This window comes from Streptomyces sp. NPDC002088 (assembly GCF_040296605.1).
Taxonomy (GTDB): Bacteria; Actinomycetota; Actinomycetes; order Streptomycetales; family Streptomycetaceae; genus Streptomyces.
In genome coordinates, this window is sequence record NZ_JBEOXO010000044.1 from 13,738 (window position 1) to 33,908 (window position 20,171).

The following is a 20,171-nucleotide window of genomic DNA, read 5'->3' on the forward strand; positions in this document are numbered from 1 at the left end:
CCGTCATGCCCTGGGAGACGACCGACCGATGAGCAGTACCCCACTCCGTCACACCGCCCTCGATGCCCTGCACCGCTCGCTCGGCGCGACGATGACCGACTTCGCCGGCTGGGACATGCCCCTGCGCTACGGCTCCGAGCGCGACGAGCACAACGCGGTGCGCGCCAAGGCCGGCCTGTTCGACCTTTCGCACATGGGTGAGATCACGGTCACGGGGTCAGAGGCGGCGCAGCTGCTGAACTACGCCCTGGTCGGCAACATCGCCTCCGTCGGCGCCGGCCGCGCCCGCTACACCATGATCTGCCGGGCCGACGGCGGCATCCTCGACGACCTGATCGTCTACCGGCTGGGCGAGACGGAGTACATGGTCGTCGCCAACGCCTCCAATGCCCAGGTCGTGCTGGACGCGCTCGTGGAGCGTTCCGCCGGCTTCGACGCCGAGGTCCGCGACGACCGCGACGCCTACGCCCTGATCGCCGTCCAGGGCCCCGAGTCCCCCGGCATCCTCAAGTCCCTCACCGACGCCGACCTCGACGGCCTGAAGTACTACGCGGGCCTGCCCGGCACCGTCGCCGGCGTCCCCGCGCTCATCGCGCGCACCGGGTACACCGGCGAGGACGGCTTCGAGCTGTTCGTGAAGCCGGAGCACGCCGTCGAACTGTGGCAGGCCCTGACCAAGGCCGGCGAGGGCGTCGGCCTGGTCCCCTGCGGCCTGTCCTGCCGGGACACGCTGCGCCTGGAGGCGGGCATGCCGCTGTACGGGCACGAACTGAGCACCTCTCTGACCCCCTTCGACGCGGGGCTCGGGCGGGTCGTGAAGTTCGAGAAGGAGGGCGACTTCGTGGGGCGTACAACGCTGGAGGCGGCCGCCGAGCGCGCTGCTTCGCAGCCCCCGCGCGTCCTCGTGGGCCTGATCGCCGAGGGCCGCCGCGTCCCCCGCGCCGGGTACGCCGTCGTCGCCGGCGGCGAGGTGATCGGCGAGGTCACCTCCGGCGCCCCCTCCCCCACGCTGGGCAAGCCGATCGCCATGGCCTACGTCGACGCGGCACACGCGGCGCCGGGCACGCCGGGAGTCGGCGTGGACATTCGAGGCAGCCACGAACCGTACGAGGTCGTGGCGCTGCCGTTCTACAAGCGCCAGAAGTAGACACTGGGCGCGGTCCTTACGTTCCTTACGTGACACCGCGCACATTTCCGCTGCTCACCAGCGGTTCCAGCAGCCCCCCATTCACCAGCACTCCCCCGCGTACAGGAGAATTCAGGCCATGAGCAACCCCCAGCAGCTGCGCTACAGCAAGGAGCACGAGTGGCTGTCGGGCGCCGAGGACGGCGTCTCGACGGTCGGCATCACGGAGCACGCGGCCAACGCGCTCGGCGATGTCGTCTTCGTCCAGCTCCCGGAGGTCGGTGACACGGTGGCCGCGGGCGAGACCTGCGGCGAGCTGGAGTCGACCAAGTCGGTCAGCGACCTGTACTCCCCCGTCAACGGTGAGGTCACCGAGGTCAACGAGGACGTGGTGAACGACCCGTCGCTGGTGAACTCGGCTCCCTTCGAGGGCGGCTGGCTGTTCAAGGTGCGCGTGGCGGAGGAGCCGGCCGACCTGCTCTCCGCCGACGAGTACACCGCTTTTTCCGCCGGCTGAGGAGTCACGTACACATGTCGCTTCTGAACACGCCCCTGCACGAGCTCGACCCGGACATCGCCGCCGCCGTCGACGCCGAGCTGCACCGCCAGCAGTCCACCCTCGAGATGATCGCCTCGGAGAACTTCGCCCCGGTCGCGGTCATGGAGGCGCAGGGCTCGGTCCTCACCAACAAGTACGCCGAGGGCTACCCGGGCCGCCGCTACTACGGCGGCTGCGAGCACGTCGACGTCGCCGAGCAGATCGCCATCGACCGGGTGAAGGAGCTGTTCGGCGCCGAGTACGCCAACGTGCAGCCGCACTCGGGCGCCTCTGCCAACCAGGCCGCCCTGTTCGCCCTGGCTCAGCCCGGCGACACCATCCTCGGCCTGGACCTGGCCCACGGCGGCCACCTGACCCACGGGATGCGGCTGAACTTCTCCGGCAAGCAGTTCAACGTGGTCGCGTACCACGTGGACGACTCCGGCCTGGTCGACATGGCCGAGGTCGAGCGGCTCGCCAAGGAGCACCGCCCGAAGGTGATCATCGCGGGCTGGTCGGCGTACCCGCGGCAGCTGGACTTCGCCGAGTTCCGCCGGATCGCGGACGAGGTCGAGGCCTACCTGTGGGTCGACATGGCGCACTTCGCGGGCCTGGTCGCGGCCGGCCTCCACCCGAACCCGGTGGAGTACGCGGACGTGGTCACCTCCACCACCCACAAGACGCTCGGCGGGCCCCGCGGCGGGATCATCCTCGCCAAGAAGGACTTCGCGAAGAAGCTGAACTCGTCCGTGTTCCCGGGCTTCCAGGGCGGTCCCCTGGAGCACGTGATCGCGGCCAAGGCGGTCTCCTTCAAGGTCGCGGCGAGCGAGGACTTCAAGGAGCGCCAGCGTCGTACGGTCGAGGGGGCGCGGATCCTCGCCGAGCGTCTGACGGCCGCCGACACCCGCGAGGCCGGCGTGAACGTCCTGTCGGGCGGCACCGACGTCCACCTCATCCTGGTCGACCTGCGCGAGTCCGAGCTGGACGGGCAGCAGGCCGAGGACCGCCTCCACGAGGTCGGCATCACGGTCAACCGCAACGCCGTCCCGAACGACCCGCGCCCGCCGATGGTGACGTCGGGCCTGCGGATCGGCACGCCGGCCCTCGCGACCCGCGGCTTCCAGGCCGAGGACTTCGCCGAGGTCGCGGACGTGATCGCGGAGGCGCTCAAGCCGTCGTACGACACCGAGGCGCTCAAGGCCCGGGTCAAGGCCCTGGCCGACAAGCACCCGCTGTACCCCACCCTGGGGCAGTAGTACCGCTGTACGGGGCACCGCGCGCACACTGAGAGGTGAGCCCGGTGCCCCACCCTTTGTTCCACCCCCGTTCTGAGGAGTCACCGTGGCCATCTCGGTCTTCGACCTGTTCTCGATCGGCATCGGCCCGTCCAGCTCCCACACGGTCGGCCCGATGCGCGCGGCACGCATGTTCGCCCGCAGGCTGCGCAACGAGGACCTGCTGGCCTCCGTCGCGTCCGTCCGCACCGAGCTGTACGGCTCGCTCGGCGCGACCGGCCACGGCCACGGCACCCCCAAGGCGGTGCTCCTCGGTCTGGAGGGCGACTCGCCGCGCACGGTGGACGTGGAGCGGGCCGACGAGCGGGTGGAGGAGATCAAGGAGGCGGGACGGATCCGGCTGCTCGGCGAGCACGAGATACCGTTCTCCTTCGACGACGACCTGGTCCTGCACCGCCGTAAGACACTCCCGTACCACGCGAACGGCATGACCCTGTGGGCGTACGACACCTCGGGGGCGGAGCTGCTGTCGAAGACCTACTACTCCGTCGGCGGCGGCTTCGTCGTCGACGAGGACGCGGTGGGCGCGGACCGCATCAAGCTGGACGACACGGTCCTGAAGTACCCCTTCCGCACGGGGGACGAGCTGCTGCGCCTGACGAAGGAGACGGGCCTGTCGATCTCCGCGCTGATGCTGGAGAACGAGCGCGCCTGGCGTACGGAGGATGAGATCCGCTCCGGCCTCCTGGACATCTGGCGGGTGATGCAGGCCTGCGTGTCACGCGGCATGTCCCGCGAGGGCATCCTGCCGGGCGGTCTGCGGGTGCGTCGCCGCGCGGCGGTGACGGCGCGTCAACTCCGAGCCGAAGGCGACCCGTTGGCCCACTCCATGGAGTGGATCACGCTCTACGCGATGGCGGTGAACGAGGAGAACGCGGCCGGCGGCCGCGTGGTGACGGCTCCCACGAACGGCGCGGCGGGCATCATCCCGGCCGTCCTGCACTACTACATGAACTTCGTCCCGGGCGCGGACGAGGACGGCGTGGTCCGCTTCCTCCTCGCCGCCGGCGCCATCGGCATGCTCTTCAAGGAGAACGCCTCCATCTCCGGCGCCGAGGTCGGCTGCCAGGGCGAGGTCGGCTCCGCCTGTTCCATGGCGGCCGGCGCCCTCGCGGAAGTCCTGGGCGGCAGCCCCGAACAGGTCGAGAACGCCGCCGAGATCGGCATGGAACACAACCTCGGCCTGACCTGCGACCCGGTCGGCGGCCTGGTCCAGATCCCCTGCATCGAACGCAACGGCATGGCCGCGGTGAAGGCCGTCACGGCCGCCCGCATGGCGATGCGCGGCGACGGCTCCCACAAGGTGTCCCTCGACAAGGTCATCAAGACGATGAAGGACACCGGCGCCGACATGAGTGTGAAGTACAAGGAGACGGCGCGGGGCGGGCTGGCGGTCAACATCATCGAGTGCTGAGGGGACGGGCCCTGACCAGCGCGTTCGTGTCTTTCAGTGCTGTCGGGGCCTCCCCTGCTTACGCGGCGGAAAGTCCCTGAAAAATCCCTGGGAAGACACCCTGAGATGGGCGTCGGATCTGGGAGTTCGTGACGCTCGCCGGATGGCGAACCGCAGCGGTCCGGGCCAGCGGGCCATCCTGCGCAGTGACGTGGCGGGCTCGGTGGGCGCCGCGTAGAGCGGCACCCTCGTCCTGGACTGCGAGGGCCTGTCCAAACTGGTACGACGACGTGCACCCGAGCTCACCGAGTGGCCGTCTGCCGCCGGGGCCGAGGACATCAGTCTGCTCTGCGGATCGGCCATCGAGGTCATCAAGGTCATCAAGGTCTGACCATCCGACACGGCCCAGATCGGCCGTTCCGTCCACGTCGATCGCGGGCCCACCCGCTTCCGACCGGTCCCCACCGCCGCCGGCGCCGGCCGTGGAGCAGCCGGTCCGGCCGACCCGCGATGCTGCTGATATTCCGCCAGCGGCGAGGGATCACCCATGCCAAGGCGGGGCAGGCATACACCAACTCCAACTCCTGTCCCCCCACTGACAGTCAAGGGAGCCCCCACATGCTGCGCGGCATCGACGTGAGCGCGTACCAGTCCTCGTCCTACGACACGGACGGTCTCTCCTTCGTCTTCATCAAGGCGTCGGAGGGGCGTTCGTACGTCAACCCCAGACTCACCGCCCAGACGAAGCACGGCCGTGACGCCGGCCTGGTCGTCGGTTTCTACCACTTTCTCTGGCCCGGCAACATCACCGACCAGGCGGAGTACTTCGTGAGCAAGGCCCCGGAGAAGGCGGGCGACGTCCTCGCCGTCGACTGGGAGACGACCAGCGAGGGCACGCACGCGAGCAACGCGGAGAAGGACCGGTTCATCCGGAAGGTGAAGGAGCTGCGGCCGAACAATCAGGTCGTGCTCTATTGCAATCGCCATTTTTGGTTGAATGTGGACACTACGTCCTACGCCGGTGACGGTCTCTGGATTGCGGACTACGTGACTGCAGGCAAGCCCCGCATCAAGGCGAAGTGGCGCTTCCACCAGTACACCGACGATCCGCGGGACAAGAACGTGGCGGACTTCGCGAGCAAGGCCGCCCTGCGGGCGTGGGCGACCGTGGACTGATCGCTGCCCTTAGGCTCCGACCTGCGGCCGGACAGCGACCGCAGGGAAAAGGGAGCTTCTCGACATGGGTGGGACCATCGCTGCGGTCAGCAGCAACGGCGCGTACTCCTTCACCAAGCCCAACCGCGACAGCATCACGCTGCTCGCGGGGCTCGGGGTGGAGGGGGACGTGCACGCGGGTACGACGGTGAAGCATCGGTTCCGGATGGAGAAGGATCCCTCGCAGCCGAACCTGCGGCAGGTGCACCTCATCCACGAGGAGCTGTTCGACGAGGTGCGGGAGGCCGGGTTCGAGGTGGCGGCCGGGGAGCTCGGGGAGAACGTCACCACCCGTGGGATCGATCTGCTGGGGCTGCCCGTGGGGACCCGGCTGCGGCTCGGGGGCGAGGCCGTCGTCGAGGTGACCGGGCTGCGCAATCCCTGCGCGCAGATCGACACCTTCCAGAAGGGGCTCATGAAGCAGGTCGTCGGGCGGGGCGAGGACGGCACGGTGCGGTTCAAGTCCGGGATCATGAGTGTCGTCCTCACCGGCGGTGCGGTGCGGCCCGGGGACTCGATCGAAGTCGAGCTGCCGGATGGGCCGCACCTGCCGCTGGAGATCGTCTGAGCGAGGTGAGGTGCGGCGCTATGCGCGGAACTCCGGCTTGCGTTCCCTCGGCGCCTCCGCCAGTGCCTTGGTGACCGCCTCGACGCCGGCCTGCAGACCGTAGACCGGGGTGCCGGGCTGCTGGCGCCAGGAGTCGTCGATGCCGCCCGCGTCGACGGTGTCGAAGCCGAGCTCGTCGATCAGGGCCCGTACCTTCGCCTTGGCCGCCGTGTCGTCGCCGGCGACCGGGAGGGCCATGCGGCCGGGGTCGCCGGCCGGAAGCGGCCGCTCCAGGATGTCCTGGGCATAGGTGCCGTTGAACGCCTTGATCACGGGGTGGCCGAGGTGCCGCTCCGTGAAGCGGCTCTCGGTGAGGCCCTCGTCCTCGATCTCCACGATCCTGCCGTCCCGCTCCTGCGGGTAGTAGTTGCCGGTGTCGATCACGGCGACGCCCTTCGCCGCGCCGTCCAGCAGGCCGGACGGGAGGTTCGGGACCGCCTTCACGGGGACGGTGACCACGACGACCTCGGCGTCGCGCGCCGCCTGCTCGGCCGGGACGGCGGTCGCGCCGGTCTCCTCGGCCAGCGCGGTGAGGGTGCGCGGGCCACGGGAGTTGGCCACGGACACGTCGTGGCCGAGGGCGGTGAGCCGCCGGGTCAGGTTGCCGCCGATGTTGCCCGCGCCGATGATGCCGATCTTCATGACTGGCCCTCCGGAATTGATGCACATGCATGCTTCTTGCGTGGCATCAACCCCGGAGGTCCGGCCGCTATTCCGGAGCCGTGGCAACCGGGTGAACGGCCCGCTCAGACCCCGGCATGACGAAGGGGCGCCCGCCGCCGCGAAGGCCGGGCGCCCCTTCCACGTGCGTCACTTGCTCAGGTAGGTCCAGAACTCGTCGAACGACAGGACCTTGTCGCCGTTGAGGTCACGGGTCTTGATGATGGCCTCCGCGACCGACTCCGTGACGTTCCAGTCGCCCTCCTGAGCCAGGGCGGCCTTGAACTCGGCGGCGGTGATGGAACCGTCACCGTCCGTGTCGATCCGCTGGAACTGCTTGCGTGCTTCCTCGATGTCGGCCATCGATCCGCCCCTCTTCGTCGTACCTTGCTGTCATCCTGACGCAGGTCAGATTAACGGCCAGTCCGAACACGCAGCGCAGCGACCACCCAGGCGAACTCCTCCTCGTGCGAGGACTGGGGTTCGAGGCCGTTCACGATGGCCGACAACTCGCGATAACGGTTGACCCGGACGTTCGCGGTCGCGGTCAGCCGCTCCAGTACGGCGGCCCGGTCGCCGTCGCCGAGCACCTCGCGCAGCACGTCCTCGGCCTCCGGCGCCTCGGGGGCGATGCCCTGCCGCAGTGCCTCGCCGGAGAGCTGGATCAGCCGGCTCATGAACCACAGGGAGGTGCCCGGCGGGACGTCCGGTCCCCGGTCCGCCGCGTTGAACTCGATCATCCGGCGCATCAGGGCCCGGAATTCCGGGTCCTGGATCAGCTCGGCGAGTTCCACCCAGGCGTCCACCTGATCGGGCGTGGGGTCGTCGGGCAGGTTCGCCGCGGCGAACCGCAGCCGTTGGCGGATGTCGGGGTCCGCCGTGTCGATCCCCTCGAAGATCTCCGTCATGAAGTCCTCGACGATCCGCCTGCGCTCGGCGGCCGACAGCCGCGCCAGCTTGTTCATCAGGGTCATCTCCTCTGCGGTCGAGCCGCGTCGCGCCACGGTCGACAGCACCGCACGGGTCACCTTCAGCGAGTGGATCTGCGCGTCCAGCGCCTTCACATGCGCGGCCGCGACCTCCGCGACCGTCGTCTCGCCGGCCAGCACCTTGCGTACGTCGCCCAGACCGAGACCCAGTTCGCGCAGGGTGCGGATCAGTTCCAGGCGGGCGACGGACGCGGCGTCGTACAGGCGGTAGCCGCCCGCGGAACGGGCCACCGGGGGCAGGGCGCCCTCGTCGGACCAGTAGCGGATGGTGCGCACGGACAGGCCGGTCGCCCGGGCCAGCTCCCCGATGGTGAAAAGTCCGGTGCCGTCGTCGATCATGTCTGCGAGTCTGGGCCTTCCAGTGAGTGGAGACTCAAGTGAGGAGACGCGGCACGATGGCGGAGACCCTGCGGGACATTCTCGACGCCGCGGCCCGGGGTGTCTTCCCTCCGGCGGACGGCGGTACGACCGTCGTGCCCCAGCACTGCCACCGGGACGCCGGGGTCATCGCTTTCACCGCGCACTCCGTCGTCTTCACGGACGAGGATCCGCAGTGGGTGCACCAGGCGCTGCGGGCGGCGGACTGCGACGCGCTCGCGGCGACCATGAACGCGCGGTTCCTGACGGCGTTCCTGGACCGCACGGGGCGTGGGACCGACACGATCGATCTGCTCACGGTCGGTTCTCCGCTGCCGGGCGGGCCGTCGCTGCTCCTGACGGAGATCGAGGATCCGGGGCACCCTCGGGTCGTCAGCTCCCGCCGACGGCGGGACGACGTACGGGTGTGGACCGTCGAGGGTGGTGTGCTGGTGCTGGGGCGTGGGGTCGCGGGGCGTCTCGAGGTCGCGGTCGAGGTGGACGAGGACGTACGGCACCGGGGGCTGGGGCGGCAACTCGTGACGGCGGCGCGGCACCTGAGCGGGGGCGAGCCGGTGTGGGCCCAGGTCTCGCCGGGGAACGCCCGCAGTCTGCGGGCGTTCCAGGCGGCCGGTTATCTGCCGGTGGGGGCGGAGGCGCTGCTCGTCCCCCGGTAGCCGGCCGGCTCAGTGCCAGGGCTTGTAGTACGGGTTGCTCTCGCAGGCGCTCATGATCTCGACCTTGGTGGTCTTGTCGACCGGGCAGACGCCGATGATGTATTGCCGGGCGACGCCGCCGGGGAAGGCGACCTCGACCTGGTCGGCCCACCTGTGGGTGTCGCCGATGGTCTTGTTGACGTCGATGCCGCCGGGGGCGTCGACGTAGTAGTTGAAGCCCGACTTGTACCAGGTCTTGTAGAGGTCGTGGTCGTAGGTCGTCGACACGTACGGGGACGGCTGGTTGACGAGGACGTACTGCTCGATGTCGTACTGGCCGTTGACGACGTCCTTGGGGAGGAAGCCCTGCTCGAAGACGACCGACGGGCCCCGGCTGTCACTGCGGTAGAGCGTGCCGCAGGTCGTGCGCCAGACCGGGTCGGGCGTGATCCGGTCGACATCGACGCGGCGGTCCGCGGCGGCCTTGATCTTGTCGTCGAACTGGGGGCAGTCGGGGGCGGCGGCCTTCGCGGTCGCTGTGGCGGGGAGCGTGGCGGGGACTGCGGCGGGGACGGTGGCGGCCGAGGTCGCGAAGACGGCCGCGAGGGAAAGGACGGCGGCGGCGGCCCGCCGCCGCAGACAAGTTGCGATCATGGACAGCACGATCGCGGTTCCGCCGGGGCGGGTTGCGGATCTTCACTCGTACGGCGGCGTGTCAACTGACCTCGCGTCAGCGGAAGACGCCCGTGTGGCCGAGTGAGTAGCGGCCGGGCTGGGGGTAGACCGCGAGGCCGTGCGGGCCGCTGCCGACCTTGATGCGGGCCAGCTGGTGACCGGTGCGGGTGTCGATGGCGTACACCTCGGAGTTGTAACGGCCCGACAGCCACAGGACCTTGCCGTCGGCCGAGACGCCTCCCATGTCGGGGCTGCCGCCGTCGGGCAGGTGCCACTTCTTCGTGAGCCTGTTCTTCGTGAAGTCGAAGATGGAGATGGTGCCCTCTCCGCGGTTGGAGATGTACATCTCGCGGGAGTCCCGGCTGACGTACAGGCCGTGGCAGCCCTTTCCGGTGGGCAGGAGGGTCGGTCTGGTGAACTTGTCGCCGTCCAGGATCCACACGCCGTCGGCCACCATGTCGGCGATGTAGAACCTCTTGCCGTCGGGGGAGAGCTTGACGTCCTGCGGCATCGCACCCTGGAAGGGGAGCTTCTCCTGCGCGACGACCTTCATCTTCTCGGTGTCGACCTTGAGCAGTTCGCCGCTGAACTCGCAGGAGACGATGAAGTACCGGCCGTCGGCGGAGAAGTCGGCGTGGTTGACGCCGTAGCAGCTGACCGGCTCGGTCTTGACGCGCTTCATGGTGTGCGCGTCGCGGAAGACGAGTTCGCGGTCCATGGAGGCCATGACGACGGCGTACTTGCCGTTGGGCGTGAAGTAGAGGTTGTACGGGTCGTGGACCGGCACGGGCTTGCCCGCCCTGCCGGTCCTCGGGTCGATGGGGGTGAGGCTGTGGCCGAGGTCGTTGTTGACCCACAGGGTCCTCATGTCCCAGGAGGGGACGACGTGCTGGGGCTGGTGGCCGACGTGGATCGTGTCGATGATCTCGTACGTCTTCGGGTCGATGACCGTGACCGTGTCGGACAGGGTGTTGGGGACGTAGACGCGGGACGGGAAGTCCTTGACCACCGGGGAGAGCTGGTTCGGGCGGTCGGCGGCGTAGATGTCGTGCGGGTCGAGGACGGGCGGCATGCCGGGCAGGCCGTGGGGTTCGGTCTTCTTCTTCGGCTGGGGCGGGCGGACGGCCGCCTTGGTGGCGTGGGCCTCGTGCGCCTGGTCCTCGGAGTCGGCGCCGCAGGCGGCGAGGAGGGTGAGGGAGACGAGAGCGGCGCCGGCGAGGAGGGTGCGCCTGAGGGGGTTCGCGTGCATCAACTGAGCAGCTCCGTGGTGGTGACCGCGTGCAGTCCGCGGCGGTCGAGTTCTGCGAGTACGGCGGGGAGCGCGGCGACCGTGTCCGGGTAGCCGAAGTGCAGGCTCACCACGGATCCGTTGCGGACCTCGCCGAGGATCTTGCGGGTGACGGCGGGGGCGCCGGGCTCGGTGAAGTCGAGGGAGTCGACGTCGTAGGAGAGGACGTGCGGGTAGCCGGCGCGGGCTGCCAGGCGTTCGACGAGGGGAGAGGCGCGGGGGGCGCGGGAGGGGCGGAACCAGGTGCCGATGGAGCCGGTGAGGCGCTTGAGCCGGTCCGCGCAGGCGGTGATCTCCGCCTGGGCGTCGGTCTCGGACATCGCGTTGATGTCGAGGTGGCGGTGGGTGTGGTTGCCGAGGTCGTGACCGCCGTCGAGGATGCGGCGGGCCAGCTCGGGGTGGGCGTCGAGCCAGGTGCCCACGGCGAGGACGGTGAGGCGGGCGCCGTGCTTCTCGGCCTCGGCGAGGAGGGAACGGGCGATGGCCGGGTCGCCCTGGCCGTGGAAGGTGAGGGCTACGCGAGGGCGGGTGCGGGGGCCGTGGGTGAGCTGGGCGGGCTGGTGGGGGTAGTGGTGAGGGGCGGGGGCGGCGAGGGGCGTTGGTGTCTTCGCCGGTGCGAGAGGCGTGGGGCCGGGAGGCGTGAGGGCGAGGGGCGTGGGGGCGAGGGGCGTGGGGGCGGGGTGGGCGACGGCGCCGGTTGTGGCGCATCCGGCGGCCAGCGCTCCGCCGGCGACGAGTCCGGCGCCCGTGCGCAGTGCCGTGCGGCGGTCGGTCTGGGTCACCCGCACCATTTAAGGGGGGTTATGGGGGGAAATGAGTGATTGGCCCGACTGGCGGGCGGTGCGGGTCGCGACCAGGGGACTTCTCGCCCCCGCCGCCCCTACCCGTCCCATCCCCAGGGGCTCCGCCCCTTCGACCCCGCCAGGGGGCTCCGCCCCCTGGACCCCCGCTCCTCAAACGCCGGAGGGGCTGAATTTCCGAGAAGTGCCGCTGTCAGCGGTCCGCCACCCTCATCTCGAACCACGTCGTCTTTCCCCGCGGGAGCAGGTCGACGCCCCAGCGGTCGGAGAGCTTGTCGACGAGGAACAGGCCGCGGCCGCTGATGTCCATCTCCTGGACCGGCATGAGACAGGGCAGACCCCGGGAGGGGTCGCGGATTTCGATGCGGATCCAGCCTGGGCGGCGCCGCATGCGGAGGCCGAAGACGCGGGCGCCGGTGTGGCGTACGGCGTTGCCGACGAGTTCGGAGACGAGTAAGACCGCGTCCTCGGTCATCTTGGGGGTCAGGCGCCACTGACGCAGGACCACTACCTGAGCCAGCCGGCGCGCGGTCGCCGCGGACTCGGGGCGGGACGGCAGCGAGACTTCCGCCTCCGTCGGGTTGCCGAACAACTCGAGCGCCCTGAGCGCCCGTTCGTCCTCGATCGCGGGCGACCAGCGCGCCGTCACAGTCGGACGGCCGTGTCCCCGCGGCTGTTCGATACCCTCCAGCCCCGCCATGCCCCCATCATGGCCGCCAGCGGGCCCCTTCGGGGTCGTTCTGGAGGAATACGCCCCCCGGAACGCACCATTCAGGTCGATTCGGATGGCATATGCCAGTGGCAGTTCGGAGGACTCCGCAGCCCCTCTGACCTGCGGCGACGGACCGGCTGATGGCAATCGACAGGCACCCTCGACGAGGCAGGCTTAAGGTCACCTTAAGGTTCCCATAAACCGCCCCATCGAGGGACGGCGGATCAGACACCGCGTCAATTGCAAGTGATTCAGAGGAGTTTCAGCTCACAGAAACTTCGCCTTGCCCGGGCCCTCTTCCACGAAGCTGCGCATCCCGCGCTCCCGGTCCTCCGTCGCGAACAGGCCCGCGAACCAGTTCCGTTCCACCGCCAGGCCGGTCTCGATGTCCGTCTCCAGACCCGTGTCGATCGACTCCTTCGCCGCGCGCAGCGCCAGCGCCGGGCCCTGGGCCAGCTTGGCGGCCCACGCGTGCGCCTCCTGATAGACCTCGGCGGCCGGCACGACGCGGTCCACCAGGCCGAGCGTCAGCGCCTCCTCGGCCTTCACCATGCGGCCCGTGAAGATCAGGTCCTTCGCCTTGGAGGGGCCGATCAGGCGGGCCAGGCGCTGGGTGCCGCCCGCGCCCGGGATCAGGCCGAGCAGGATCTCCGGCTGGCCGAGCTTGGCGTTGTCCGCCGAGATCCGGTAGTCCGCGCACAGGGCCAGTTCGCAGCCGCCGCCCAGCGCGTAACCCGTCACGGCCGCGACCACCGGCTTGGGGATGCGGGCCACCGCCGTGAACGAGTCCTGCAGGGCGCGCGCCCGCAGGACCATCGCCGTGTGGTCCATCACCTGCATCTCCTTGATGTCCGCGCCCGCCGCGAACACCTTCTCCCCGCCGTACAGCACCACCGCGCGCACGTCCTCGCGGCGCGTGGCCTCCTCGGCGAGTTCCTTGAGGCGGTCCTGGGTGGCGACGTCCAGCGCGTTCATGGGAGGCCGGTCCAGGCGGATGGTGCCCACGCCTGCGGCGACTTCGAGTTGCACAGTCATGCAGGCAGGTTAACGAAGACTAACGGCAACGGCCCCGGTGCCGTACCTCACACCGGGGCCGCCGTACGTCAGGAGTGGCTTACGCCTTCCACTTCTCCCACGACATGTTCCAGCCGTTCAGGCCGTTGGACGGGTCGACCGTCGGGTCGGTGGAGTTCTTGACCGTCACCACGTCGCCGACCATCGAGTGGTTGAAGAACCACGCGGCCGGCACCCCGCTGTCGTAGCCGCCGCGCACGTCGCGCAGGCCGATGCAGCCATGGCTGGCGTTGTAGTTGCCGAAGGCACCGCCGCCCCAGTAGTTGCCGTGCACGAAGGTGCCGGAGTCGGTCAGGCGCATGGCGTGCGGGACGTCCTTGATGTCGTACTCGCCGTCATAGCCGACGGTGTCGCCGTTCATCCGAGTCACCGTCAGCTTCTGACTGATGACCATCTGGCCGTTCCAGGTGGCGTAGCCGGGCTTGCCGGTGGTGACCGGGATGGTCTTGACGACCTTGCCGTCCTGCGTGACCTTCATCGTGTGCTTCTTGGCGTCCACGACGGACACCTGGTTGCGGCCGATGGTGAAGGAGACGGTCTTGGACTGCTTGCCGTAGACGCCCCGGCGGCCCTCGACGCCGTCGAGGTTCAGCTTCACCGTGACCTTGGTGCCGGACTTCCAGTACGTCTCGGGCCGGAAGTCCAGGCGGTCGTTGCCGAACCAGTGGCCCTCGACGTCCACGGCCGGTTCGGTCTTGATCTCGATGGCCTTCTCCACGTCGTCCGGCTTGGTGATGCCGCGCGTGAAGCGGATCGAGAACGGCATTCCGACGCCGACGGTGGAGCCGTCCTCGGGCGTGAAGTTGCCGATGAAGGTGTTCTGCGGGCTGAGCGTGGTGAAGGCGGAGTCCTCGGCGGCCGTGCGGCCCTCGGAGTCCTTGGCGACCGCGTGCACCTCGTACTTGGTGGACGCCGCCAGGTGCGTGGCGGGCGTCCAGCCGGTGCCGTCCGCCGATATCGAGCCGTCGATCTCCGTACCCTTGGTGTCCTTGACGGTGACCTCGGTCAGCTTGCCCTTGGCGGCGGTGACCTTGAGGACGCCGCTGGTGTCGACGTCCTTGGCGCCGGCCTTGGGGGCGATGGTGACGACCGCCTCCGACTGCGCGCTCTGCGCCGTGGCCGACTCCTTGCCCTTGTCCTTGCCGTCCGCGGAGCCCGATCCGGAGTCCGAGCCGCCGCCTCCGCCGCAGGCGGTGACGGCGACCAGCAACGCCCCGAGAGCCAGCGCCCGCAGCCCCCCGCGGCCCCTCCCCGCTGTTCGACCCGAGCGCGCGTCAACCGACGCCCCCGATATCGGTCGCACGTTCAATTTTTCTCCCCTCGCCGGACCCCGGCCCGGCCCACACCCCAGCGCGTCCCACGCGCACATTGGCGCATATTAACCGCATGATCAGTGCGGTCGGCGCCCGGCGATTGTCACTGTTCAGTCCCAACTCCCCCTGCTGCCGGGCCCCGATCCCGCACCTCACCTGGTTACTTGTCCGCGCCGCCCGCTTTCCACTCCTTCCACCCCATGTTCCACCCGCCGAGCCCGTTGTCAGGAGCAACCTTTTTGTCATCGCTGTTCACGATCTCGACGACGTCACCGATCATGCTGCGGTCGAAGAACCAGCCCGCGGGCGTGTCCGAGCTCCCGCCCTTCACGTCCCTGAGGCCCACGCAGCCGTGGCTGACATTGGTGCTCCCCGGGGCGTCGGGCGCCCAGTAGTTGCCGTGCAGGAAGGTGCCGGAGTCGGTCAGCCGGATGGCGTGCGGGACGTCGGGGATGTCGTACTCGCCGCCGAAGCCGACCGTGCGGCTGTTCATGCGGGTGACCTCGAGCATCTCCATCATCACCATCTTGCCGTTGTAGGTGGTGTGCTTGGGGGCGCCCGCGGTGATGGGCACGGTGGCCAGCAGTTCGCCGTCGCGCCGCACCTCCATGGTGTGCGCGGCGGCGTCGACCAGTGAGACCTGGCTGCGGCCTACGGTGAAGGAGAACGTCTTGTACTGCAGCCCGTAGACCCCGCGTGCTCCCTCGACGTCCCGGAAGCGCAGGGCGACCGTGACCTGGGTGCCGGGCTTCCAGTAGTGCTCGGGGCGGAAGTCGAGGCGGGACTTGCCGAACCAGTGCGGGCGGACCTCGACGGCCGGCTTGGCGGTGACGTGGACGGCGCGCTCGACGGCGGCCCGGTTCTCGATCTCCCGGTTGAAATCCAGCGAGATGATCATCCCGGTGCCGACCGTGGAGCGGTTCTCGGGCGTGGCGTACCCGATGAACCGCTGCTCGGGGACGTACGTCGTGAAGGTCGTGTGCCGCGCGGAGCGGTGGCCGTCGCCGTCGACGGCCACCGCGTCGACCGTGTACCTGGCGGCGAGCGCCAGTTTCTCCCCGGGCTCCCAGCGCCGCCCGTCCGCGGAGATGCGGCCGGACACCGGAGTCTCCTGCGCGTCCTGCGACTTGACGACCTTCACCGACTCCAGGCGCCCGCTGGGTACCTGGATCCGCAGCGCCTTGCTGGGGCGGACGTCCTTGCTGCCGTCGTCCGGCGAGATCCGGATGACGTCCTGGGGTTCCGGGGGTTTGCCGAGCACTCTGTCGACGTCGATCCCTCCCGTCGGGTCCGAATCGCAGCCGGCGGCGCCCGCAAGCAGCCCTGCCCATGTCAGTACCGCGGCCAGCGCGGCCCCCGCGCGCCGCGCGCGCCCTTGTACGTGCCTCACACCGACCCCAACGACCGGCCCGCCCCGGGGAAACGTGAGTGCGAGCCATGAGCTGGGCAGAACAGTGGGGAGGACGACGCGATGGGGAGCCGCGGCCGGGACGCCGCACGCCCGTTTCTTTGTGTTCCACGTCGTGCCATGAGCCGCGGGAGGCCGAACCGTGTCCAGCGCAGCCGAGCAGGAGGCGGTGGCGGAAGAGCGCGCCACCGAGTACGGGCGCCCGGCCGCCGCGGCGAACGGCGCGCAGCGCAGGACGCCGGGCGTGCCCGTGTGGCCGGGTGCGCCGATGCCGCTGGGCGCCCGGTTCCGGGTCGGCCCGGACGGGGTGGCGGGCACCAACTTCGCGCTGTGGGCGGGCGGGGCGGAGGCGGTCGAGCTGTGCCTGTTCGACGGGCCGGGCCCCGGGAGCAAGGAGACCCGCGCCCGGCTGACCGAACTGACGCACGAGATCTGGCACGGCTTCGTGCCGGGCGTGATGCCGGGGCAGCGCTACGGCTTCCGGGTGCACGGCCGCTGGGACCCGTGGACCGGCGCCCGCTGGAACCCGGCGAAGCTGCTCCTCGACCCGTACGCGCGCGCGGTGGACGGCGACTTCAGCCTGCCGCCGGAGGTGTACGGGCATGTGCGCGACTGGCCCCAGCAGCAGGTCGCGGACACCGTGCGCGACGACCGGGACTCGGCGCCGTACGTCCCGAAGGGCGTCGTCGTCCACGATGACGCGCCCGACGACGAATGGACGGACGACCGCCGTCCGAAGACACCGTGGGCCGACTCGGTGATCTACGAACTGCATGTCAGGGGATTCACCAAGCTGCACCCCGGCATCCCGGAGGAACTGCGCGGCACCTACGCGGGCCTCGCGCACCCGGCGGCGCTCGAGCACCTGGTGCGGCTGGGCGTCACGGCCGTGGAGCTGCTGCCGGTGCACCAGTTCGCGCACGAGGACCATCTGCTGCGGCGGGGGCTGAAGAACTACTGGGGCTACAACTCCATCGGCTACTTCGCCCCGCACGCCGGTTACGCCGCCTCCGGGACGACGGGACAGCAGGTCGGCGAGTTCAAGAGGATGGTCCGGGCTCTGCACGCGGCCGGGATCGAGGTCATCCTCGACGTGGTCTACAACCACACGGCGGAGGCCGGCGAGCTGGGCCCGACGCTCTCTCTGAAGGGCATCGACAACCGCGGCTACTACCGCCTCCAGTCGGACGCCCGCCGCTACGCCGACTACACGGGCTGCGGGAACACCCTGCACGTCGTCCAGCCGCACGTGCTGCGGCTGATCACCGACTCGTTGCGCTACTGGGTGACGGAGATGGGCGTGGACGGCTTCCGCTTCGACCTCGCCGCCGCGCTGGCCCGCTCCATGCACGACGTCGACATGCTCTCCCCGTTCCTGGCGGTCATCGCCCAGGACCCGGTGCTGCGCAGGGTGAAGCTCATCGCGGAGCCGTGGGACGTCGGCTCGGGCGGCTACCAGGTGGGTGCGTTCCCGCCGCTGTGGACGGAGTGGAACGACCGCTATCGCAACGCCGTACGGGACTTCTGGCGGCACGCCCTGCCGGACGTGCGGGAGATGGGCTACCGGCTGTCGGGGTCGAGCGACCTGTACGCCTGGGGCGGGCGGCGGCCGTACGCCTCCGTCAACTTCGTCACCGCGCACGACGGTTTCACCCTGCGGGACCTGGTGTCGTACGAGCGCAAGCACAACGAGGCGAACGGCGAGGGCAACCGGGACGGCACGGACGACAACCGGTCGTGGAACGGCGGGGCCGAGGGCGGGAGCGACGACGAGCGCGTACGGGCGCTGCGCCGCCGTCAGCTGCGGAACCTGCTGACCACCCTGCTGCTGTCGACGGGCGTGCCGATGCTGGTCGCGGGCGACGAGCTGGGGCGCACGCAGCGCGGCAACAACAACGCCTACTGCCAGGACAACGAGATCAGCTGGCTGGACTGGAGCCTGCTGGACGACCCGGGCTGGCGCGCCCTGTTCGACCTGACCGCGCGGCTGATCGAGCTGCGCCACCGGCACCCGGTGCTGCGGCGCCGGGCGTTCTTCTCCGGGCGGGCGCACTCGGCGGACGGGCTGCGGGATCTGGCCTGGTTCACCGCGCGGGGCACGGAGATGACGGAACGGGACTGGTACGCGCCCGCCGCCACGCTCGGCATGTACCTCTCCGGGCGGGACATCCCGGGCCGCGACGAGCGGGGCGCGCCGATCGTCGACGACAGTTTTCTGGCCGTACTGCACGCCGGGGACCGGCCGGTGAGCTTCGTGCTGCCGGGGCCGCCGTGGGCGGAGCGGTACGAGGTGGTCGTCGACACGTCGCGGGAGGAGCAGGCGGGAGCGCCGGACGTGGTACATCGGGCGGGGGTGGCGATCACGGTGCCGGCGCGGGCCGTGCTGCTGCTGAGGGTCCGCTGAGCACCGGTTTCCGGTCCGTGGACAGCCCCTTGACGCCTCACCGGGCCGCCTGGCAACGTCCGTGGCCATGAGGCCTTCCGCTGATCACCCGTGCGCGTGCGTCGCGCTCGTGGAGCGGCGCCACGTCGATCTGTGCCGGCAGTCCAGCGCCATCTGTCGCTGAGCCGTAGCCCCCGCTTCTCCTCTCTCCTCCCCCTTCCTTTTGCGTGCCCCGGCGTGGGGTGCGCCGGTTTCGAGGATTCCGTATGCCTGAAATATCCCGTCGTGTCTTCGCTGGTCTCGTCGGTGGCGGTGCTGTGAGCGCTGTTTCCGGTACGGCCGGCGCCGCGGAGGCGGCCCCCGCCGAACGCCCTTTCAAGGCCCGCCCCGCCGCCTCCGCCGAACGCCCCAACTTCCTGGTCATCCTGGGCGACGACCTCGGCTGGGCCGACCTCTCCTCGTACGGCGCGCCGCACATCAAGACGCCCAACCTGGACCGGCTCGCCCGGCAGGGGGTGCGCTTCACGGACGCGTACTCGGGGTCGGCGACCTGCTCGCCGACCCGGTTCAGCCTGTACACGGGGCGCTATCCGGGCCGTACGAAGGGCGGGCTCGCCGAGCCCATCGCGAACAAGACCCAGGGGCTCGACCCCAACCACCCCACCCTGGCCTCCCTGCTGAAGAAGGCCGGCTACTCGACGGCGCTGATCGGCAAGTGGCACTGCGGCTGGCTGCCGGACTACAGCCCCACCAAGTCCGGTTGGGACGAGTTCTTCGGCAACTTCGGCGGAGTGCTGGAGTACTTCTCCAAGCTGGGCCAGCTCGGCACCTACGACCTCTACGAGGGCGACGCCGAGTACAAGGACCTGCGCTACTACACGACCGTCCTGACCGAGCGGGCCGTGGAGTACGTCGGCCGGGAGCACACCTCGCCCTGGCTGCTGAACCTCAACTTCACCACCCCGCACTGGCCGTGGCTCTCGGAGGACGACGCGGAGACCGGCGCCGAGGTCGCCGCGAAGATCCGCGCCGCGAAGAGCCCGGCGGAGGTCACCGCCGCGCTGCTGCACAACGACGGCGGCTCGGTGGCGACGTACACGAAGATGGTGGAGAGCCTGGACGCGGCCGTCGGAAAGGTGCTCGCGGCGCTGCGCCGCAGCGGGCAGGAGGACAACACCGTGGTGCTGTTCGCCAGCGACAACGGCGGCGAACGCTTCTCCTACCTGTGGCCGCTGAGCGGCGAGAAGTCCTTGCTGCTGGAGGGCGGCATCCGGGTGCCGGCCATCGTGCGCTGGCCGGACGCGATCGACGCGGGCCAGGTCAGCCACGAGCCGAACTTCTCCCCCGACTGGACCGCGACCCTGCTGGAGCTGGCCGGCGCACGGCCCGACCCGGCGTACCCGCTGGACGGCACCAGCCTCGCGGGCTATCTGCTGCGCGGCGAGAAGGTGCCCGAGCGCGACCTGTTCTGGCGGGTCCGGGCCAACCGGGCGCTGCGGCGCGGGGACTGGAAGTACTACCAGGACGCCGACGGCAAGGACCACCTCTACGACCTCGCCGCCGACGCTCGCGAACAGGCCGACCTCGCGGCCGACCGGCCCGAGCTGCTCGCCGAGCTGAAGGCGGCCTGGGAGAAGACGGCGGGCGGGCTGCTGCCGTACCCGGCGGCCTGATCGGCCGAG

20 protein-coding genes are annotated in these 20,171 nt (G+C 70.1%); 10 read left to right on the plus strand and 10 right to left on the minus strand.

The window, feature by feature from the left end:
• Nucleotides 1-28 precede the first annotated feature (28 nt).
• The 6 genes from gcvT (at nucleotide 29) to ABT114_RS46685 (ending at nucleotide 6,135) form a co-directional block, all read left to right on the plus strand.
• A complete protein-coding gene (gene gcvT, locus ABT114_RS46655; protein ID WP_351152425.1) occupies nucleotides 29-1,147 on the plus strand; it encodes a glycine cleavage system aminomethyltransferase GcvT in 1,119 nt (372 codons plus the stop codon).
• Nucleotides 1,148-1,265: 118 nt separating this feature from the next.
• Entirely contained in the window at nucleotides 1,266-1,643 is a 378-nt protein-coding gene (gene gcvH, locus ABT114_RS46660) for a glycine cleavage system protein GcvH (RefSeq protein ID WP_351152428.1), read from the plus strand.
• Nucleotides 1,644-1,657: 14 nt separating this feature from the next.
• The gene (glyA, locus tag ABT114_RS46665) at nucleotides 1,658-2,920 is read left to right on the plus strand and encodes a serine hydroxymethyltransferase (RefSeq protein ID WP_351152431.1); all 1,263 of its coding nucleotides are present in this window, start codon (nucleotides 1,658-1,660) and stop codon (nucleotides 2,918-2,920) included.
• 85 nt (nucleotides 2,921-3,005) lie between these two features.
• Nucleotides 3,006-4,373 (plus strand): L-serine ammonia-lyase, encoded by a 1,368-nt coding sequence (locus tag ABT114_RS46670; RefSeq protein ID WP_351152434.1) that lies wholly within the window; start codon nucleotides 3,006-3,008, stop codon nucleotides 4,371-4,373.
• Between the two features lie 597 nt (nucleotides 4,374-4,970).
• Nucleotides 4,971-5,528 (plus strand): glycoside hydrolase family 25 protein, encoded by a 558-nt coding sequence (locus ABT114_RS46680; protein ID WP_351152437.1) that lies wholly within the window; start codon nucleotides 4,971-4,973, stop codon nucleotides 5,526-5,528.
• A 64-nt stretch (nucleotides 5,529-5,592) separates the two neighbouring features.
• Nucleotides 5,593-6,135: an MOSC domain-containing protein gene (locus ABT114_RS46685; protein WP_351152439.1), complete on the plus strand. Its 543-nt coding sequence runs from the start codon at nucleotides 5,593-5,595 to the stop codon at nucleotides 6,133-6,135.
• 18 nt (nucleotides 6,136-6,153) lie between these two features.
• Here ABT114_RS46685 and ABT114_RS46690 read toward each other — a convergent pair whose 3' ends face one another.
• From ABT114_RS46690 to ABT114_RS46700, 3 genes are all read right to left on the minus strand, one after another.
• Nucleotides 6,154-6,816, minus strand: a complete 663-nt coding sequence (locus ABT114_RS46690) for an NADPH-dependent F420 reductase (protein WP_351152442.1) — start codon at nucleotides 6,814-6,816, stop codon at nucleotides 6,154-6,156.
• A 168-nt stretch (nucleotides 6,817-6,984) separates the two neighbouring features.
• Nucleotides 6,985-7,197, minus strand: a complete 213-nt coding sequence (locus ABT114_RS46695) for an EF-hand domain-containing protein (protein WP_351152445.1) — start codon at nucleotides 7,195-7,197, stop codon at nucleotides 6,985-6,987.
• 50 nt (nucleotides 7,198-7,247) lie between these two features.
• A complete protein-coding gene (locus tag ABT114_RS46700) occupies nucleotides 7,248-8,162 on the minus strand; it encodes a helix-turn-helix domain-containing protein (protein WP_351152448.1) in 915 nt (304 codons plus the stop codon).
• A 56-nt stretch (nucleotides 8,163-8,218) separates the two neighbouring features.
• On the opposite strand from ABT114_RS46700, the gene ABT114_RS46705 reads away from it, so the two are divergent.
• A complete protein-coding gene (locus ABT114_RS46705; RefSeq protein WP_351152450.1) occupies nucleotides 8,219-8,857 on the plus strand; it encodes a GNAT family N-acetyltransferase in 639 nt (212 codons plus the stop codon).
• A gap of 9 nt (nucleotides 8,858-8,866) precedes the next feature.
• Here the strand turns inward: ABT114_RS46705 and ABT114_RS46710 are convergent, their stop codons facing one another.
• The 7 genes from ABT114_RS46710 to ABT114_RS46740 all read right to left on the minus strand — a co-directional run bounded on the left by ABT114_RS46710 (nucleotide 8,867) and on the right by ABT114_RS46740 (nucleotide 16,088).
• Nucleotides 8,867-9,490, minus strand: a complete 624-nt coding sequence (locus tag ABT114_RS46710; protein WP_351152453.1) for an ADP-ribosyltransferase — start codon at nucleotides 9,488-9,490, stop codon at nucleotides 8,867-8,869.
• A 76-nt stretch (nucleotides 9,491-9,566) separates the two neighbouring features.
• Nucleotides 9,567-10,760, minus strand: a complete 1,194-nt coding sequence (locus ABT114_RS46715; RefSeq protein WP_351152455.1) for a YncE family protein — start codon at nucleotides 10,758-10,760, stop codon at nucleotides 9,567-9,569.
• The gene (locus ABT114_RS46720) at nucleotides 10,760-11,590 is read right to left on the minus strand and encodes a polysaccharide deacetylase family protein (RefSeq protein ID WP_351152457.1); all 831 of its coding nucleotides are present in this window, start codon (nucleotides 11,588-11,590) and stop codon (nucleotides 10,760-10,762) included. The genes ABT114_RS46715 and ABT114_RS46720 overlap by 1 nt, the downstream gene beginning before the upstream one ends.
• Nucleotides 11,591-11,792: 202 nt before the next feature.
• The gene (locus ABT114_RS46725) at nucleotides 11,793-12,299 is read right to left on the minus strand and encodes an ATP-binding protein (protein ID WP_351152459.1); all 507 of its coding nucleotides are present in this window, start codon (nucleotides 12,297-12,299) and stop codon (nucleotides 11,793-11,795) included.
• A gap of 279 nt (nucleotides 12,300-12,578) precedes the next feature.
• A complete protein-coding gene (locus ABT114_RS46730; protein ID WP_351152462.1) occupies nucleotides 12,579-13,346 on the minus strand; it encodes an enoyl-CoA hydratase/isomerase family protein in 768 nt (255 codons plus the stop codon).
• Nucleotides 13,347-13,425: 79 nt separating this feature from the next.
• Entirely contained in the window at nucleotides 13,426-14,694 is a 1,269-nt protein-coding gene (locus tag ABT114_RS46735) for a L,D-transpeptidase (protein ID WP_351152464.1), read from the minus strand.
• A gap of 164 nt (nucleotides 14,695-14,858) precedes the next feature.
• Complete coding sequence (locus ABT114_RS46740; protein ID WP_351152465.1) at nucleotides 14,859-16,088, minus strand: L,D-transpeptidase; 1,230 nt, start codon at nucleotides 16,086-16,088, stop codon at nucleotides 14,859-14,861.
• A 160-nt stretch (nucleotides 16,089-16,248) separates the two neighbouring features.
• Here ABT114_RS46740 and glgX point away from each other — a divergent pair, with 160 nt between their 5' ends.
• The 3 genes from glgX to ABT114_RS46755 all read left to right on the plus strand — a co-directional run bounded on the left by glgX (nucleotide 16,249) and on the right by ABT114_RS46755 (nucleotide 20,162).
• Nucleotides 16,249-18,510: a glycogen debranching protein GlgX gene (gene glgX / locus ABT114_RS46745; protein WP_351152467.1), complete on the plus strand. Its 2,262-nt coding sequence runs from the start codon at nucleotides 16,249-16,251 to the stop codon at nucleotides 18,508-18,510.
• Nucleotides 18,511-18,577: 67 nt separating this feature from the next.
• On the plus strand, nucleotides 18,578-18,673 hold the full coding sequence (locus ABT114_RS46750) for a putative leader peptide (RefSeq protein WP_351152469.1): 96 nt from the start codon (nucleotides 18,578-18,580) through the stop codon (nucleotides 18,671-18,673).
• Nucleotides 18,674-18,755: 82 nt separating this feature from the next.
• A complete protein-coding gene (locus ABT114_RS46755; protein WP_351152472.1) occupies nucleotides 18,756-20,162 on the plus strand; it encodes a sulfatase family protein in 1,407 nt (468 codons plus the stop codon).
• The last annotated feature ends 9 nt before the right edge of the window (nucleotides 20,163-20,171 follow it).